Genomic DNA, 14,956 nt, shown 5'->3' on the forward strand with positions numbered 1-14,956 from the left:
CAGCCGTCGATGACGTCCGTGCCGCGGTTGGTGAGGGTCAGGTCCACCGTGAAACCGGAACCCCAGTCGTTCGTCTTGTAGTCGACACTGCACTGAAGTCCCGCCGCCTGGGCGGGAGTCGACCCTGAGGAGAGCATCGTCAACGGAAGCGCGAGAGCTGCGAGGGCTGCGGTCCACAGCCGCCGCACGGCTCCGCGTCTCCGGGGTGGGGGATGCATGGTGCTGGTTCCTCCTTGCGGCTCGGAGAAGTCAAGGCTTGAACCAGTGGGAGCGCTCCCATAGTGCGGACCCGTCAGGTACCGGTCAAGGTCCTCGAAGAGTCGAAAACATTCGACGCGGGGAGTTGAGCGAAAGTCAGTGACTCCCCTGTTCTTTGCCGACACTTGGCGCTACCTTCCTTGACACCAGTGGGAGCGGTTCCATCAGTCGACGCGTCCGTCACGACGCACCCGACCTGCAAGGAGTCGCTCATGCGACACCTCTCGCGTTCAGTACTTTTAGCCGCCGCCCAAGCGGTCGTCCCCGGCTGCGCGAGTGCCGGTGCCGGGTTCCTCATGTCCTTGTCGGAGCGCGCCCTGAACGGCTGACACCCCCACCACCGAAAGGGAAACCCGCACTCATGAGCCGTACGAGAACAGCGTTACTGGCCGCCATGGCCCTGGTCGCCGGAGCGACCGGAACCGCCTTCGCCGTCGACCCGGGCGCTGCCGGCGTCGCCGCCGTCCCCTGCACCGTCGACTACAAGATCCAGAACCAGTGGAGCACCGGCTTCACCGCCGCCGTCACCATCACGAACAACAGCGCCGCCAAGTCGTCGTGGTCGCTGAAGTGGTCGTACGCCGGCAACCAGAAGGTCACCAGCGGCTGGAACGCCAAGCTGAGCCAGAGCGGTGCCGCCGTCACCGCGGCCAACGAGACCTACAACGCCCAGCTCGCGACCGGCGGTTCGGTCAGCTTCGGCTTCCAGGGCAGCTACAGCGGCAGCAACGCCGTCCCGGCCACGTTCACTCTCGACGGCGTGACCTGCAACGTCGACGACGGCGGTCCCGGCGGCCCCACCGATCCGCCGGACCCGGGCGGCCCGTCCAACCGGGTCGACAACCCCTACAGCGGCGCCAAGGTGTACGTGAATCCGGAGTGGTCCGCGAACGCCGCCGCCGAGCCGGGCGGCAGCCGCGTCGCCAACCAGCCGACGGGAGTCTGGCTGGACCGGATCGCGGCCATCAACGGCGCGGGCGGAAAGATGGGCCTGCGCGCCCACCTCGACGAGGCGCTGCGCCAGAAGGGCTCCGGCGAACTCGTCGTCCAGTTCGTCATCTACAACCTGCCCGGCCGGGACTGCTCCGCCCTCGCCTCCAACGGTGAGCTGAAGGCCGACGAGATCGGCCGCTACAAGACGGAGTACATCGACCCGATCAAGGCGATCCTCGCCGACCCGAAGTACGCCTCGCTGCGGATCGTCACGACGGTCGAGATCGACTCGCTGCCGAACCTCGTCACCAACACCGGCAGCCGCCCGACGGCCGTCCCGCAGTGCGACGTGATGAAGGCCAACGGCAACTACGTCAAGGGCGTCGGCTACGCGCTCAACAAGCTCGGCGACGTGCCGAACGTCTACAACTACGTCGATGCCGGACACCACGGCTGGATCGGCTGGGACGACAACTTCGGCCCTACCGCCACCATCATGAAGGAGGCGGCGACCGCCGAGGGCGCCACGGTGAACGACGTCCACGGCTTCATCACCAACACGGCGAACTACAGCGCTTTGAAGGAGAACAACTTCACCATCAACGACACCGTGGCCGGCAAGTCCGTCCGCGAGTCGAAATGGGTCGACTGGAACCGCTACCTCGATGAGCTGTCCTACGCCCAGGCCTTCCGCAACCAGCTGGTCTCGGCGGGCTTCAACTCGAACATCGGCATGCTCATCGACACCTCCCGCAACGGCTGGGGCGGCGCCGCACGGCCCACCGGACCGGGTGCGACGACGAGCGTCGACACGTACGTCGACGGCGGGCGGTACGACCGCCGCTTCAATGCCGGCAACTGGTGCAACCAGTCCGGAGCCGGCCTCGGCGAGCGCCCGCAGGCGGCCCCGGCGACCGGGATCGACGCCTACGTGTGGATGAAGCCGCCGGGTGAGTCCGACGGGTCGAGCAAGGCCATCCCGAACGACGAGGGCAAGGGCTTCGATCGCATGTGCGACCCCACCTATGAGGGCAACCCGCGGAACAACAACAACATGTCCGGTGCCCTGCCGGACGCGCCGATTTCCGGGCACTGGTTCTCCGCCCAGTTCCGGCAGCTGATGCAGAACGCGTACCCTCCGCTGTCCTGATCCGCCCATGCTGAACCGCTGAACCGCTGAACCGCTGATCCGCCGGGGCCCTGCCCCGGCGGATTTTGCGGGACCGGCAACAGCAGTGGCCTTCGCACGGTGCGCCGTCGCACGCTGACCGCATCCGAGCGAGAGGCTGACCACCATGGCGCACCACCACCACGACCACGAGCGGGGCCACGGTTCCCACCACGGCCACACGGACATCGACTGGGCCGAGATGGGCCCGACGCTGGAGGCCTCGGCGGAGCTGTTCGCGTCCCTGTACGAGCGGGCCCTGGGCTGGCTGGCGCAGGAGGTGACCGAGCCGGGTCTGATCGTCGACGCGGGCAGCGGGCCGGGGGTCGTGTCCTGCCTGTTCGCGGAGACGTTCCCGGGCGCGCGGATCGTGGCGGTGGACGGTTCCGACGGGCTGCTGGAGCGGGCCCGGGCGCGCGCCGAGCGGCAGGGGGTCGCCGACCGCTTCGGCACGATCACGGGTGAACTCCCCGACGCACTGGGCGAGCTGGACTACCCGGCCGATCTGCTGTGGGCGAGCCGCAGCCTGCACCACCTCGGCGACCAGCGGGCGGCGCTCGCCGCGTTCGCGCAGCGGCTGGCACCCGGCGGCACGCTGGCCCTCATGGAGGGCGGTCTGCCGCTGCGGTTCCTCCCCCGTGACTTCGGCATCGGCCGGCCCGGTCTCCAGGCGCGGATCGACGCGGTGGAGGCGGACTGGTTCACCCGGATGCGCACCGATCTGCCCGGGCACGTGGCCGAGACCGAGAACTGGCCCGCCCTGCTCGCCGCCGCGGGCCTGAAGCACACGAGGACGCACAGCTTCCTGCTCGACCTCCCGGCGCCCGCCTCCGACCGGGCGCGTGCCTATGTCGTGGCGTCCCTGGCGCACATGCGCGACAAGCTCGCCGAAGGCCTCGACGCCGAGGACCTGGCGACTGTGGACCGCCTGCTCGACCCGGACGACGAGGCGAGCCTGCACCACCGCCCGGACATGTTCGTCCTGGAGGCCCACACGGTCCACACGGCGGTCCGGCCTGCCTAGCGGAGGCAGCCCTTGACTTCGAGAGTGCTCCAAGTGATGGACTCCCCGGCATCGCACACCGGCCCAGATCACAGGGGGAATCCATGTCCGACTCTCAGGTCGCGCTCATCACCGGCGGGGGCAGCGGTATCGGCGCCGCTGTCGCCCGGCAACTGCTGGACGCCGGGTACCGGGTGGCCGTCACCGGGCGGGGGGAGGAGCGGCTGCGGGCCTTCGCCGAGGAACTGGGGCGGCCCGACGGGCTGCTGACGCTCGCCGGTGACACCGCCGTGTACGAGGACGTCCGGGCCGCGGTCGACACCACCGTGAAGACCTTCGGGCGGCTCGACACGGTCGTCGCCAACGCCGGTTTCGCCACCCACGACACGGTCGCGGAGGGCGACCCGGCCGGCTGGACCGACATGGTGCTGACCAACGTCCTCGGCCCGGCCCTGCTGATCAGGGCGTCCATCGACGCGCTGAAGGAGACGCGCGGCCGGATCGTCCTGGTCGGCAGCGTCGCCGGGTTCGTGCACGGGCCGGGCAACATCTACGGCGCGACGAAGTGGGCCGTGACGGGACTCGCCGAGAACACCCGGCGGCAGGTCACCGAGTGGGGCGTGGGCGTCACCCTGGTCGCGCCCGGCCGGACGGAAACCCCCTTCTGGGACTCCTACGGCAGCCTCCCGCCCGGCCACCTCCTCACCGCCGGCCAGATCGCCGACTCGATCGTCTGGGCGATGCGGCAGCCGGAGGGGGTCGACGTCAACACGGTGGTCGTACGGCCGGTGGGGCAGCCGGTCTGAGCATGCGGAAGCGACGGCGCCCCGGTCCGGGTCCCGCTGGGGGCTCCGGGCCGGGGCGTCACCGGTGCGGCTCAGGCGCCGTTGAACTCGGCCGGGTCCGGACCGATGCGGCGGTCCTCGTTCAGCGCGCTGATCGCCGCGAGGTCCTCGTCGTCGAGGCTGAAGTCGAACACGTCGATGTTCTCCTTGATCCGCGACGGGGTCACGGACTTCGGGATCACCACGTTGCCCAGCTGGAGGTGCCAGCGCAGCACCACCTGGGCCGGGGTGCGGTCGTGCTTGCGGGCGATGGCCACGATCGCCGGGACCTCCAGCAGGCCCTTGCCCTGGCCGAGCGGCGACCAGGCCTCCGTGGCGATGCCCTGCTCCGCGTGGTACTCGCGGGAGGCGCCCTGCTGCAGGTGCGGGTGCAACTCGATCTGGTTCACCGCCGGGACCACCGACGTCTCACCGATCAGCTTCTCAAGGTGCTCGGGAAGGAAGTTGGAGACGCCGATGGCCCGGATCCGGCCGTCGGCGTGCAGCTTCTCGAACGCCTTGTAGGTGTCGACGTACAGACCCCGCTCCGGCGTCGGCCAGTGGATCAGGTACAGGTCGACGTAGTCCAGGCCGAGCTTCTCCAGCGACGTGTCGAAGGCGCGCAGCGTGGAGTCGTACCCCTGGTCGGCGTTCCAGAGCTTCGTGGTGACGAAGAGCTCCTCGCGGGGGACGCCGGAGCCGGCGATGGCCTTGCCGGTGCCCTCCTCGTTGCCGTAGATCGCCGCTGTGTCGATGCTGCGGTACCCGGCCTCCAGCGCCGTCGCGACGGCCGTCTCGGCCTCGTCGTCCGGCACCTGCCAGACGCCGAAGCCCAGCTGGGGCATCTCGACGCCGTTGTTCAGGATGATCGGGGGGACCTTGCTCACGAGCTCTCGATCCTTCGGTAAGTGGTCAGGTGTACTCCCATCGTCAACGATCACGCGCGGTGATGCATTCCTGACGGGAGAATTCCGAAGCCACACCTGCCCCGCGAGGCGCGTGTCACGCCCGGTAGAGCGCTTCGACCTCGTTCTCGTACGCCTTCTCGATCGCCTTCCGCTTCAGCTTCAGGGACGGGGTCAGCAACCCGTGCTCCTCCGTGAACGGCTGGGCCAGTATGCGGAAGGTGCGGATCGACTCGGCCTGCGAGACGAGGGTGTTGGCGGCGACCACCGCGCGGCGCACCTCCGTCTCCAGGTCCGCGTCGCGCACCAGTTCCGCCGGGGACATCTGCGGCTTGGCCCGCATGGCCAGCCAGTGCTCCACGGCCTCCTGGTCGAGGGTGACCAGGGCGGCGATGTAGGGGCGGTCGTTGCCCACGACGATGCACTGGTTGACCAGCGGATGGTCCCGGACGCGTTCCTCCAGCACCCCGGGCGAAACGCTCTTGCCGCCGGACGTGACCAGGATCTCCTTCTTGCGGCCGGTGATGGTGAGGAAGCCGTCCTCGTCCAGCGCGCCGAGGTCGCCGGTGGCGAGCCAGCCGTCGTGCAGGGTGGCGTCGGTGGCCTTCTGGTTGTTGAGGTAGCCCTGGAACACGTTCTCGCCGCGCAGCCAGATCTCACCGTCGTCCGCGATGTGCACGGTCATGCCCGGGATGGGCTGCCCGACCGTGCCGAAGCGGGTGCGCCCGGGCGGATTGGCGGTCGCGGCGGCCGTGGACTCCGTCAGGCCGTAACCCTCGTAGATGTGCACGCCCGCGCCGGCGAAGAACAGTCCGAGCCGGCGGTCCATCGCCGAGCCGCCGGACATGGCGTGCTTGATGCGGCCGCCCATCGCGGCGCGGATCTTGCCGTAGACCAGCTTGTCGAACAGCTGGTGCTGCATGCGCAGCCCCGCCGACGGGCCGGGGCCGGTGCCCCAGGCCTTGGCTTCCATGGCGTCGGCGTACTTGATGGCTACCTCGACGGCCTTCTCGAAGGGGCCGGAGCGGCCCTCCTTCTCGGCCTTGCGGCGGGCCGCGTTGAACACCTTCTCGAAGATGTACGGCACGGCCAGGAAGAACGTCGGCTTGAACGCGGCCAGGTCGGGCAGCAGGGCCGCCGCGTTCAGCTGCGGCTGATGCCCGAACTTCACCTTGCCGCGGATCCCCGCGACCTGGACCATCCGCCCGAAGACGTGCGCGAGCGGCAGGAACAGCAGGGTCGCCGCCTCGTCGCCGCGCCGGGAGTGGAACACCGGCTCCCAGCGCTCGATGACGGTGTCCGCCTCGTACATGAAGTTGCCGTGCGTGATGACACAGCCCTTGGGGCGGCCGGTGGTGCCCGAGGTGTAGATGATCGTGGCGACCGAGTCGGGGGTGACGGCCTGCCGGTGGCGGTGCACCATCTCGTCGTCGAGGTGCGCGCCCGCGTCGTACAGCTCGTGCACGGCGCCGGAGTCGAGCTGCCACAGCCGGCGCAGCTGGGGCAGCCGGTCGATGACGGTGGCGATCGTCATCGCGTGGTCCTCGTGCTCCACGACCGCGGCCGTCACCTCGGCGTCGTACAGCATCCAGAAGCACTGCTCGGCCGAGGACGTCGGGTAGACCGGCACGACCTGGGCGCCGATCGTCCACAGCGCGTAGTCGAACAGCGTCCACTCGTAGCGCGTGCGGGACATGATCGCGACCCGGTCGCCGAACCGGATGCCGCTCGCCAGCAGGCCCTTGGCCAGCGCGAGCACCTCGTCGCGGAACTCGGCACTGGTGACGTCCCGCCACTGGCCGGAGTCGTCCTTGCGGCCCAGCGCGATGTGCAGCGGGTCCTCCTGGGCATGTTCGAAGACCACGTCGGCCAGACCGCCCACCGGAGGTGCCAACGCCAACGGAGGGATGGTGAACTCGCGCAAACCCCGCTCCCCGCTCCTCAGCGCTCCTGTCGAGTGACGTCCCGCACAGCGCCGTGAAAGCTACCCCACCCGGCCAGGGGGCGGGAGGGGGTGCGAAGACGGGCATCGCTCCGGTCCGCGCTGGTCAGCGTGGGAAAAAGCGCTCACATGGGGAAGGGTCGGACACAATCCTGACGGTTGAGTAAGTTTCGGTGCCGTAATCTCCACCGAATCTGTACGAGTGCGGTCGCGGCGCGACGGGCCGTGGAACGGGCTCTCTTCCGTCAGCGGAACAGTGACGGATTGTGTCACTCCGGTTCGTCACAGCCCTTTGCGCTCGGTGCGGTGCAGCCGATCCCCGCCTGCCAGGATCGCCGCCGTCAGGGCGTCCGCCGCGCCCTGGGCGGAGGGCCGGCGGCGGCCGTGGACGAGCACGAAGTCGACCTGGCCCAGCTCCGGCAGCCCCGCCCGGTCCGGGACCCGGACAAGACCCGGCGGGATCAGGCCGCGGGAGTGCGCCATCACGCCGAGGCCCGCCCGGGCCGCCGCGACGAGGCCGTTGAGGCTGCCGCTGGTGCACACCACCCGCCACTGCCGGCCCTGCCGCTCCAGCGCCTCCAGGGCGAGCGCGCGGGTGATGCCCGGCGGCGGGTAGACGATGAGCGGCACCGGGCGGTCCGGGTCGAGCCGGAGGCGTTCCGCGCCGATCCACACCAGCCGGTCGTGCCGGACCAGCTCGCCCCTGGGGTCCTCGGGCCGCCGCTTGGCCAGGACGAGGTCCAGCTTCCCGGCGGCGAGCTGCTCGTGCAGCGTGCCCGACAGCTCGACCGTCAGCTCCAGGTCGACCTCCGGGTGCTCGTGCCGGAAGCCCTCCAGGATCTCCGGCAGCCGGGTCAGCACGAAGTCCTCCGAGGCGCCGAAACGCAGTCGGCCGCGCAGCCGGGTGCCCGCGAAGAACGCCGCCGCCTGCTCGTGCACCTCCAGGATCCGGCGCGCGAAGCCGAGCATGGCCTCGCCGTCCTCGGTCAGCTCCACCGAGTGCGTGTCCCGGGTGAACAGCGTCCGCCCGGCGGCGTCCTCCAGCCGCCGCACGTGCTGGCTGACCGTCGACTGCCGCAGCCCGAGGCGCCGCGCGGCCTGCGTGAAGCTCAGCGTCTGCGCCACCGACAGGAACGTGCGCAACTGGGAAGGGTCGTACATGGCGCCAGGTTATCGCGGAACGTGATGACAGTGAGAGCCGTATACGGGATTCCCGATCGCCGGGTGGGGGAGCACGATGGAGGGGGGCCGCTCCGGCCCCGGACCCACCGAAGTACCAAGCAAGTGGAGCACCGTGAAACGCCTGCGCTGGCCGAGCCGGATGCCGATCGACCCCTACATCCTGCTTCTCCTCGGGACGGTGGGCCTCGCCGCACTGCTCCCGGCGCGCGGGCCGGCCGCGGACGTCGCCTCCGGTGCCTCCACGGCGGCGGTGGCCCTGCTCTTCTTCCTGTACGGCGCCCGGCTGTCCACCCGTGAGGCGCTCGACGGGCTGCGCCACTGGCGGCTCCACGTCACCGTCCTGGCCTGCACCTTCCTCGTCTTCCCGCTGCTCGGGCTCGCGGCCCGCGGGCTCGTGCCGGTGATCCTGACGCACCCGCTCTACCAGGGCCTGCTCTTCCTGACACTGGTCCCGTCGACCGTCCAGTCGTCGATCGCCTTCACCTCGATGGCCCGCGGCAACGTGCCTGCCGCCATCTGCGCGGGCTCGTTCTCCTCCCTCGTCGGCATCGTCGCCACCCCGCTGCTGGCCGCCTCGCTGCTCGGCGGCAGCGGGGGCGGGTTCTCCGCCGGCTCGCTGCTGAAGATCGTGCTGCAACTGCTGGTCCCCTTCCTCGCCGGACAGCTGCTGCGGCGCTGGATCGGCGGCTTCGTCACCCGCCACAAGAAGGTCCTCGGGCTGGTGGACCGCGGCTCGATCCTGCTCGTCGTGTACACCGCGTTCAGCGTGGGCGTGGTCCAGGGCATCTGGCACCAGGTCAGCCCCGCGCGGCTGGGCGGCCTGGTCGTCGTCGAGGCGGTCGTCCTCTCCGTGATGCTGCTGCTCACCTGGTACGGCGGCAAGGCGCTGCGCTTCGGCCGGGAGGACCGGATCGCGATCCAGTTCGCCGGCTCGAAGAAGTCCCTGGCCGCCGGACTGCCCATGGCGAGCGTCCTGTTCGGCGCGCAGGCCGCGCTCGCCGTACTGCCGCTGATGCTCTTCCACCAGATGCAGCTGATCGTGTGCGCGGTGATCGCCAAGCGGCGCGCGCGGGAAGCGGCGGAGGTCAGCGCGCCGCAGTCAGCCGCAGCGACACGAACCGCGGTCGGTACAGGGACACGTTCCGGCTGAGCTGCGCGGCGGCGCCCGTCATCTCCAGCCAGTTGACGTCATAGCTCAGGACGAGCCGGCCCTCACCGCTCAGCACCGGATGCGCCTGCGGGTTGTAGGCGGCCACCTGCCCCTGCGGCAGCGGCGGGGTGAACTCCTTCGCCGGACCGTGCCACGGCCCGGCGGGGGAGCAGGCCCAGTAGGACGCCACGGTGGTCAGCCCCTTGGGGCCGGCCGCCATCGTGAACAGCACGTACGTGCCGCCGTCCCGGACGACAGAGAAGGCGCTGCCCACGCCCTTGCGCCGCCCGTCCCCGAGCACCGGCCGGGGCCGGGCGCGGGGCACCCACGCCGAGCCGCTCCAGTACTGCCACGCCGCCGGGTCCGCGAGCGCGCCCTTTGGGACCCGGGCTGCGTACGCGTGCGAGACGGGGCGGGCGGCGGGCCGGCCGTCGTCGCCGCCGAACACATAGGTCCAGCCGCCCTCCTCGACCAGCGTGGTGCCGAAGAGCACCCGCCGGGACGGGTCGGCGACCGGCCGCTGGTCGAGCACCTCGGTGATCGACTCCAGGCGCAGCCCGGGCAGCGACAGGGTGGCGACCTCGGTCGCGGTGGGCACGCCGTAGATCCAGGGCGACTGTCCCGCCGTGCGCACCCACAGCAGCACCCGGACGACCTGCTCCGGGGATCCGGGGGAGCGGGGTTCGACGCGGGCGGCGACCGGCCAGCGCCACTGGTTCGGCGCCGGGTCGGCGAACAGCGGGGCGGGCAGGGTGGATTCGAGGCGGCCGTCGCGCATCAGCACGGCGGAGTTGCGCACCAGCGGTGTGCCGGCGTCCCGCCAGGCGTAGGACTCGCCGTGCGGGTTGGGCGGCCCGTACACCCGGCCGAGGTAGGTGTCCGAGAACAGCCACAGCACCCGGCCGTCCGGCAGCCGCACCGAGTGGGTGCCGTCGCCGCCGGTCCAGTCGTCCGTGCGGCCCGCGTCGTCGCCGTAGCGGGCGAACTCGGCGGTGAGGCCGTCGTCCGCCTTCCAGGAGCCGACCGTCAGCGCCCGGCAGGCGTCGTCGTCCGGACCGTCGTCGCCGGGCAGGGCGATCAGCAGTGCGGCGCAGAGAACCAGGACCAGCAGCAAGCCGATCCCGGTTCCCGTGCGCTGTCGTGCTCGTAATGCTCCTGAGTCGTCGGGCACGCCGTGTGACGTTAGTTGCTGCCGCTCACCTGGTCCATGGGCAGCCACAGCACCGTGCCCCGCGAGGCCGCTCCCGAGGCGCCGGCGGTCAGCTCCGCATCGCTCAGTGCCCGGTCCCACACCCGGACGTCGTCGATCGCCCCGGTGAGGAACGCCCGGCTGTCCATGCGCTGGCCGATGTGCACGCCGAACGGGGAGTTGCGGCTGACCGAGCCCGGCACGTCCGCCGTGCGGATCGCCTCGCCGTCGAGGAAGAGCGTCAATTGCCCGCCGCCGCGGCGCAGGGCCAGATGGTGCCAGCGGCCGTCGTTGTGGGCGCCGTCGGTCGACACCGAGGCGGACCTGACGGTCATCGCGCCCGACCGGGTGGTGATCAGCCCCCGGATACGGTTGCTCGCCGGTTCCCCGCGCAGCCAGATCTGCGGCTGGGTGGTGCCGATGCCGCCCATCCACAGGAAGGGCTGCTCGCCGGTCGTGGCCGTGTAGCGGAAGTGCAGCGAGGCCGTGAAGTCCCCTTCCCCGAGCGGGAGCCGGGACCGGTAGGGCAGCCGCACGGCGTCGTCGGTGCCGTCGAACGACAGCGCACCGCCGCGGACACCGGCCGTGCGCCCGGCACCGCCGAGCACGGCCGCGGGCCTGGCGCCCGCCGCCGCGTCGCGTGTGGTCGGGTCGGCGCCCCGGCGCGGCTTCAGCCAGTCCTCGCTGAAGCGGGCGAAGCGGATCTCGTCGCGTGCGTCGACCGCGCCGCCCTCGTACAGCAGGCCCACCGCCCCGCCGCCCAGGGCCGCCATGTCGGAGTAGCCGGACCAGTCCGTGGTGACGACCGTGCCACGGTCCACGCTCTCCCAGGTGCGTCCGCCGTCGTAGGAGGAGCGGACCATCATCGTCCGGCGGCGGTCGGGGTCGGCCGGGGCGGACAGCAGCATCCGGCCGCCGAGGCGCAGGGTCGCGCCCTGGACCTGCGGGGTGTACAGGTCCGGAAGGTCGCGGAAGGGGGTGGCGAAGCTGTCGCCGCCGTCGAGGCTGAAGGTCTGGGAGCGGTGGCCCAGGTCGGTGCCGTCCTGCTCGCGGCCGCTGACGAGCAGGGCGCCGTCGGAGCGCTCGGTGAGCGTCACCTCGGACGGCTTCTGCCGGAACATGCCGTCCTGCGCTATGGGCCAGGTGTCCGTGGCGCCGACCCGCCAGGAGTCGCCGCCGTCGTCGCTGACGACGAGCGCGGCGTGATTGGCGGAGACCCGGCTGCCGTTCCACGTCTCGGTGTTGACGCCGAACACCAGCCGCCCGGCGTGCTTGCCGCGGGTCAGCTGGACGCCGTGCACGGGGCCGGTCGCGTACCAGGAGTTCCAGTGCCCGGGCAGGATCTCGTCGCTCAGATCGCGCGGCTGCGACCAGGTCCGGCCGTCGTCGTCGCTGTACTGCAGATGCGGGGTGCGGTCGCAGGGGACGGAGCAGTTGCCGGCGTCCGTACGGCCGGTGTTGAACGTCTCGGCCAGCAGGATCCGTCCCGTCCTGCGGTCCACGACGGGCGCCGGGTTGCCGTGCGTGTCGCCCGCGCCCTCGGTGACCACCTGGAGCGGCCCCCAGGTGCGGCCGCCGTCGGTGGAGCGCTTGACGACGATGTCGATGTCGGCGGCGTCACCGCAGTTGAGGACGCGGCCTTCGGCGAAGGCGAGCAGCGTGCCCCTGGTGGTGCGCACGATCGCCGGGATCCGGAAGCAGGCGTAGCCCGGGTCCTGGGACGCCTTGAAGAGCACCTGCTGGTCGAACTCCGGTACTGCGGAACCGGGTCGGCCGAGCGCCGGAGCGGTGGGAGCGAGCAGCGCCCCGGCGGCGACGGCGGCGGTCAGGGTGGATCTCAGACGTGCGCGAAGACTTGACGGCATGGTGCGACCTGCCCTTCATGCGTCTGTCGGCTGGACCACCCGGGCATGGAAACAGACATCCGGTCATCCGGACATCCCATGTCCAATGTGTGGGCCACAGACGGTACTTGGGTTCACAGACCCCCCACAAGAAGCGTGCGTCAGGGGATCAGGACGACCTTGCCCAGGTTGGACCGGCCCTCGATCTCCCCGTGCGCCTTCGCCGCGTCCTCCAGCGCGAACTCCCCGTGCACGACCGGCCTGAGCTCCCCCGCCGCGAACAGCCGCCACAGCTCCTCACGCCACTGCTCGTACAACTCCGGCTTCCCGCGGGCGATACGGGCCATCTGGAACCCGATCACCGACTTGGCGTCCACGAGCAGGTCGTACGCCTGGATGGTGCCGCCGCCCGAGCTGTACGCCACCAGCCGCCCTTCGGGGACGAGCGCGTGCAGGGCCGGGGTGAGCAGCTCGCCGCCGACCGCGTCCAGGACGTAGTCGACCGGTGTGCCCCAGCCGTTGTCGCCGTACGCGATGACGTGGTCGGCGCCGAGCCCCCGGACGAAGTCGGCCTTGGCCGGGTCGGAGACGGCTCCCACGACCCGGCCGGCGCCGCGCGTCCTGGCCAGCTGCACGGCCAGGTGGCCGACGCCGCTCGCGGCCGCGGTGACCAGGGCTGCCTCCCCCGGCTCGGGCCGGGCCGCCTCCAGGGCGCCGAGGGCGACCAGGCCGCTGCGGACCAGGGCGACCGCGTCGACGGCGCCGGCGTCCGCCGGAATCGGGGAGGCCATGGCTTCGTGCAGCAGGGCGAAGTCCGCGTAGCCGTGGCCGAGGCACAGGCCCGTCACCCGGTCGCCGGTGCCGAAGCGGGTGACGCCCTCGCCGACGGCCGTGACGTGCCCGGCGATCTCGCCTCCGAGGGGCCCGGGCTCGTCCGCCTCGCCGACCTTGCGGACGACCGGGAGCGTGACGCCGATCGCCTCCGCGTGCACGAGCAGCTCCCCGGGGCCCGGTGCGGGGAGTGGTGCCTCCTCCATGAACAGGGGGCCGCCTCGGGATTCGTAGCGGACGCGGCGCATCGCACCTCCGGGGTCGTTGGTCGTCCCGACGGATTCATTGGGAAACCCAACGGTATAGGAGGATCATAGGAAGAACCAACGATTCTGTGGTTAGGCTGCGGCCATGTCGGAAGCCCCCCTCCCCGCGATCCGCTCCCTGCCCAGCTGGCTGCTCGGCCGTGCCGCCGCCCGCGGGAGGGCGCTGGTGGCCGACGCCCTGGCCGAGGAGGACATGCGGATGTGGCACCACGTGGTGCTGTCCGCCGTCCGCGACCTCGGGCCCGTCGCCCAGGCCGACCTCGGCCGCGGGGTCCGGCTGGACCCGAAAGACCTGGTCGGCGTCCTCAACGACCTCCAGTCGGCGGGCCTGGTGGTCCGCGAGCCGGACCCACGGGACCGCCGCAAGAACGCGGTGTCCCTCACCGCGCGGGGAGCCCGGCTGCTGAAGCGCTGCGAAGCGGCGGCCCGCGCGGCCAACGACGAACTGCTCGCACCGCTGTCGGCGGCCGAGCGGGAGCAGTTCACCGGGATGCTGCTGCGCATATCAGGCACGGCCGACTGAGGCCGTGAGGCCGAGACGGGGCCCCTGCGGCGCAGGGGGCGCTCCCCGCCGGTCGGGGCCCCGCCGCCGTGTCGCGGAGGGAACCTGTTCAGCCCTGGGCGGCCGCGGCCCGCAGAGCGATCCGGTCCTCACCCGCGTACACGTTCATGGAGCTGCCCCGCAGGAAGCCCACCAGCGTCAGACCCGTCTCGGCCGCCAGGTCCACCGCCAGCGAGGACGGCGCCGACACGGCCGCCAGGACCGGCATGCCGGCCATCACGGCCTTCTGCGCCAGCTCGAAGGAGGCCCTGCCCGAGACGAGCAGGATCGCCCGGGACAGCGGCAGCTCCCCGTTCTGCAGGGCACGGCCCACCAGCTTGTCGACCGCGTTGTGCCGGCCCACGTCCTCCCGGACGTCCAGCAGCTCGCCCTCCTCCGTGAAGAGAGCCGCGGCATGCAGGCCCCCCGTCCGGTCGAAGACCCGCTGGGCCGCCCGCAGCCGGTCGGGCAGGCTCGCGAGCAGCTCGGGGGAGATCCGGACCGGGGGAGTGTCGGCGATGGGGAAGCGGGCCGTGGTGCGCACCGCGTCCAGCGACGCCTTACCGCACAGCCCGCAGGACGACGTCGTGTAGACGTTGCGCTCCAGCGTGATGTCCGGGACCACCACGTCGGGGGCCGTCTGCACGTCGACCACGTTGTAGGTGTTGGACCCGTCGGCGGTGGCTCCGGCGCAGTAGACGATGTTCCGGAGATCCTGCTGCCCGCCGAGCACCCCCTCGCTCACCAGGAAACCCGCCGCCAGGGCGAAGTCGTCGCCCGGGGTGCGCATGGTGATCGCCAGCGGCTTGCCGTTGAGCCGGATCTCCAGCGGCTCCTCGGCGACGAGCGTGTCCGGGCGGCTGGAGACCGCCCCGCCGCGGATGCGGAGAACCTTGCGTCGTTCCGTGACTCGTCCCATG

General features: G+C 71.4%; 13 protein-coding genes. 5 read left to right on the forward strand and 8 right to left on the reverse strand.

Annotated elements, in window-relative coordinates:
• On the reverse strand, window positions 1-218 hold a 218-nt coding region (locus tag OO68_RS43830; RefSeq protein WP_157852697.1), incomplete at its 3' end, for a hypothetical protein.
• A 401-nt stretch (window positions 219-619) separates the two neighbouring features.
• On the opposite strand from OO68_RS43830, the gene OO68_RS08200 reads away from it, so the two are divergent.
• The 3 genes from OO68_RS08200 (at window position 620) to OO68_RS08210 (ending at window position 4,168) form a co-directional block, all read left to right on the forward strand.
• Complete coding sequence (locus tag OO68_RS08200; protein ID WP_033307550.1) at window positions 620-2,341, forward strand: glycoside hydrolase family 6 protein; 1,722 nt, start codon at window positions 620-622, stop codon at window positions 2,339-2,341.
• A 145-nt stretch (window positions 2,342-2,486) separates the two neighbouring features.
• A complete protein-coding gene (locus tag OO68_RS08205; protein ID WP_033307551.1) occupies window positions 2,487-3,383 on the forward strand; it encodes a class I SAM-dependent methyltransferase in 897 nt (298 codons plus the stop codon).
• Window positions 3,384-3,466: 83 nt separating this feature from the next.
• Window positions 3,467-4,168 carry an SDR family oxidoreductase gene (locus OO68_RS08210; RefSeq protein ID WP_033307552.1) on the forward strand — a complete coding sequence of 234 codons (702 nt, stop codon included), beginning with the start codon at window positions 3,467-3,469 and terminating at the stop codon, window positions 4,166-4,168.
• A 71-nt stretch (window positions 4,169-4,239) separates the two neighbouring features.
• Here OO68_RS08210 and OO68_RS08215 read toward each other — a convergent pair whose 3' ends face one another.
• From OO68_RS08215 to OO68_RS08225, 3 genes are all read right to left on the reverse strand, one after another.
• The gene (locus tag OO68_RS08215; protein ID WP_051814578.1) at window positions 4,240-5,031 is read right to left on the reverse strand and encodes an aldo/keto reductase; all 792 of its coding nucleotides are present in this window, start codon (window positions 5,029-5,031) and stop codon (window positions 4,240-4,242) included.
• A 157-nt stretch (window positions 5,032-5,188) separates the two neighbouring features.
• Window positions 5,189-7,015: an AMP-dependent synthetase/ligase gene (locus tag OO68_RS08220; RefSeq protein WP_033307554.1), complete on the reverse strand. Its 1,827-nt coding sequence runs from the start codon at window positions 7,013-7,015 to the stop codon at window positions 5,189-5,191.
• A 300-nt stretch (window positions 7,016-7,315) separates the two neighbouring features.
• Window positions 7,316-8,194 carry a LysR substrate-binding domain-containing protein gene (locus tag OO68_RS08225; protein WP_033307555.1) on the reverse strand — a complete coding sequence of 293 codons (879 nt, stop codon included), beginning with the start codon at window positions 8,192-8,194 and terminating at the stop codon, window positions 7,316-7,318.
• A 160-nt stretch (window positions 8,195-8,354) separates the two neighbouring features.
• Here OO68_RS08225 and OO68_RS08230 point away from each other — a divergent pair, with 160 nt between their 5' ends.
• The gene (locus OO68_RS08230; protein ID WP_033307556.1) at window positions 8,355-9,365 is read left to right on the forward strand and encodes a bile acid:sodium symporter family protein; all 1,011 of its coding nucleotides are present in this window, start codon (window positions 8,355-8,357) and stop codon (window positions 9,363-9,365) included.
• On the opposite strand, the gene OO68_RS08235 is transcribed toward OO68_RS08230, so the two are convergent.
• The 3 genes from OO68_RS08235 to OO68_RS08245 all read right to left on the reverse strand — a co-directional run bounded on the left by OO68_RS08235 (window position 9,301) and on the right by OO68_RS08245 (window position 13,477).
• Window positions 9,301-10,536 carry a DUF5005 domain-containing protein gene (locus tag OO68_RS08235; protein WP_033307557.1) on the reverse strand — a complete coding sequence of 412 codons (1,236 nt, stop codon included), beginning with the start codon at window positions 10,534-10,536 and terminating at the stop codon, window positions 9,301-9,303. The genes OO68_RS08230 and OO68_RS08235 overlap by 65 nt on opposite strands.
• 11 nt (window positions 10,537-10,547) lie before the next feature.
• Complete coding sequence (locus OO68_RS08240) at window positions 10,548-12,419, reverse strand: sialidase family protein (RefSeq protein ID WP_033307558.1); 1,872 nt, start codon at window positions 12,417-12,419, stop codon at window positions 10,548-10,550.
• 140 nt (window positions 12,420-12,559) lie between these two features.
• Window positions 12,560-13,477: a quinone oxidoreductase family protein gene (locus OO68_RS08245; protein ID WP_033307559.1), complete on the reverse strand. Its 918-nt coding sequence runs from the start codon at window positions 13,475-13,477 to the stop codon at window positions 12,560-12,562.
• 103 nt (window positions 13,478-13,580) lie between these two features.
• Here OO68_RS08245 and OO68_RS08250 point away from each other — a divergent pair, with 103 nt between their 5' ends.
• Window positions 13,581-14,018 carry a MarR family winged helix-turn-helix transcriptional regulator gene (locus tag OO68_RS08250; protein WP_033307560.1) on the forward strand — a complete coding sequence of 146 codons (438 nt, stop codon included), beginning with the start codon at window positions 13,581-13,583 and terminating at the stop codon, window positions 14,016-14,018.
• Window positions 14,019-14,106: 88 nt separating this feature from the next.
• Here the strand turns inward: OO68_RS08250 and fdhD are convergent, their stop codons facing one another.
• Window positions 14,107-14,955 (reverse strand): formate dehydrogenase accessory sulfurtransferase FdhD, encoded by an 849-nt coding sequence (gene fdhD, locus OO68_RS08255; RefSeq protein WP_033307561.1) that lies wholly within the window; start codon window positions 14,953-14,955, stop codon window positions 14,107-14,109.
• Window position 14,956: the final 1 nt, after the last annotated feature.

It is taken from the genome of Streptomyces iakyrus, from assembly GCF_000717055.1.
Lineage (GTDB): Bacteria > Actinomycetota > Actinomycetes > Streptomycetales > Streptomycetaceae > Streptomyces > Streptomyces iakyrus.

Coding starts and splice junctions, on each gene's coding strand:
- OO68_RS08200 (WP_033307550.1), top strand. CDS start 620: ATGAGCCGTACGAGAACAGCGTTACTGGCCGCCATGGCCCTGGTCGCC.
- OO68_RS08250 (WP_033307560.1), top strand. CDS start 13,581: ATGTCGGAAGCCCCCCTCCCCGCGATCCGCTCCCTGCCCAGCTGGCTG.
- OO68_RS08230 (WP_033307556.1), top strand. CDS start 8,355: ATGCCGATCGACCCCTACATCCTGCTTCTCCTCGGGACGGTGGGCCTC.
- OO68_RS08240 (WP_033307558.1), bottom strand. CDS start 12,419: ATGCCGTCAAGTCTTCGCGCACGTCTGAGATCCACCCTGACCGCCGCC.
- OO68_RS08225 (WP_033307555.1), bottom strand. CDS start 8,194: ATGTACGACCCTTCCCAGTTGCGCACGTTCCTGTCGGTGGCGCAGACG.
- OO68_RS08245 (WP_033307559.1), bottom strand. CDS start 13,477: ATGCGCCGCGTCCGCTACGAATCCCGAGGCGGCCCCCTGTTCATGGAG.
- OO68_RS08215 (WP_051814578.1), bottom strand. CDS start 5,031: ATGCCCCAGCTGGGCTTCGGCGTCTGGCAGGTGCCGGACGACGAGGCC.
- OO68_RS08210 (WP_033307552.1), top strand. CDS start 3,467: ATGTCCGACTCTCAGGTCGCGCTCATCACCGGCGGGGGCAGCGGTATC.
- fdhD (WP_033307561.1), bottom strand. CDS start 14,955: ATGGGACGAGTCACGGAACGACGCAAGGTTCTCCGCATCCGCGGCGGG.
- OO68_RS08205 (WP_033307551.1), top strand. CDS start 2,487: ATGGCGCACCACCACCACGACCACGAGCGGGGCCACGGTTCCCACCAC.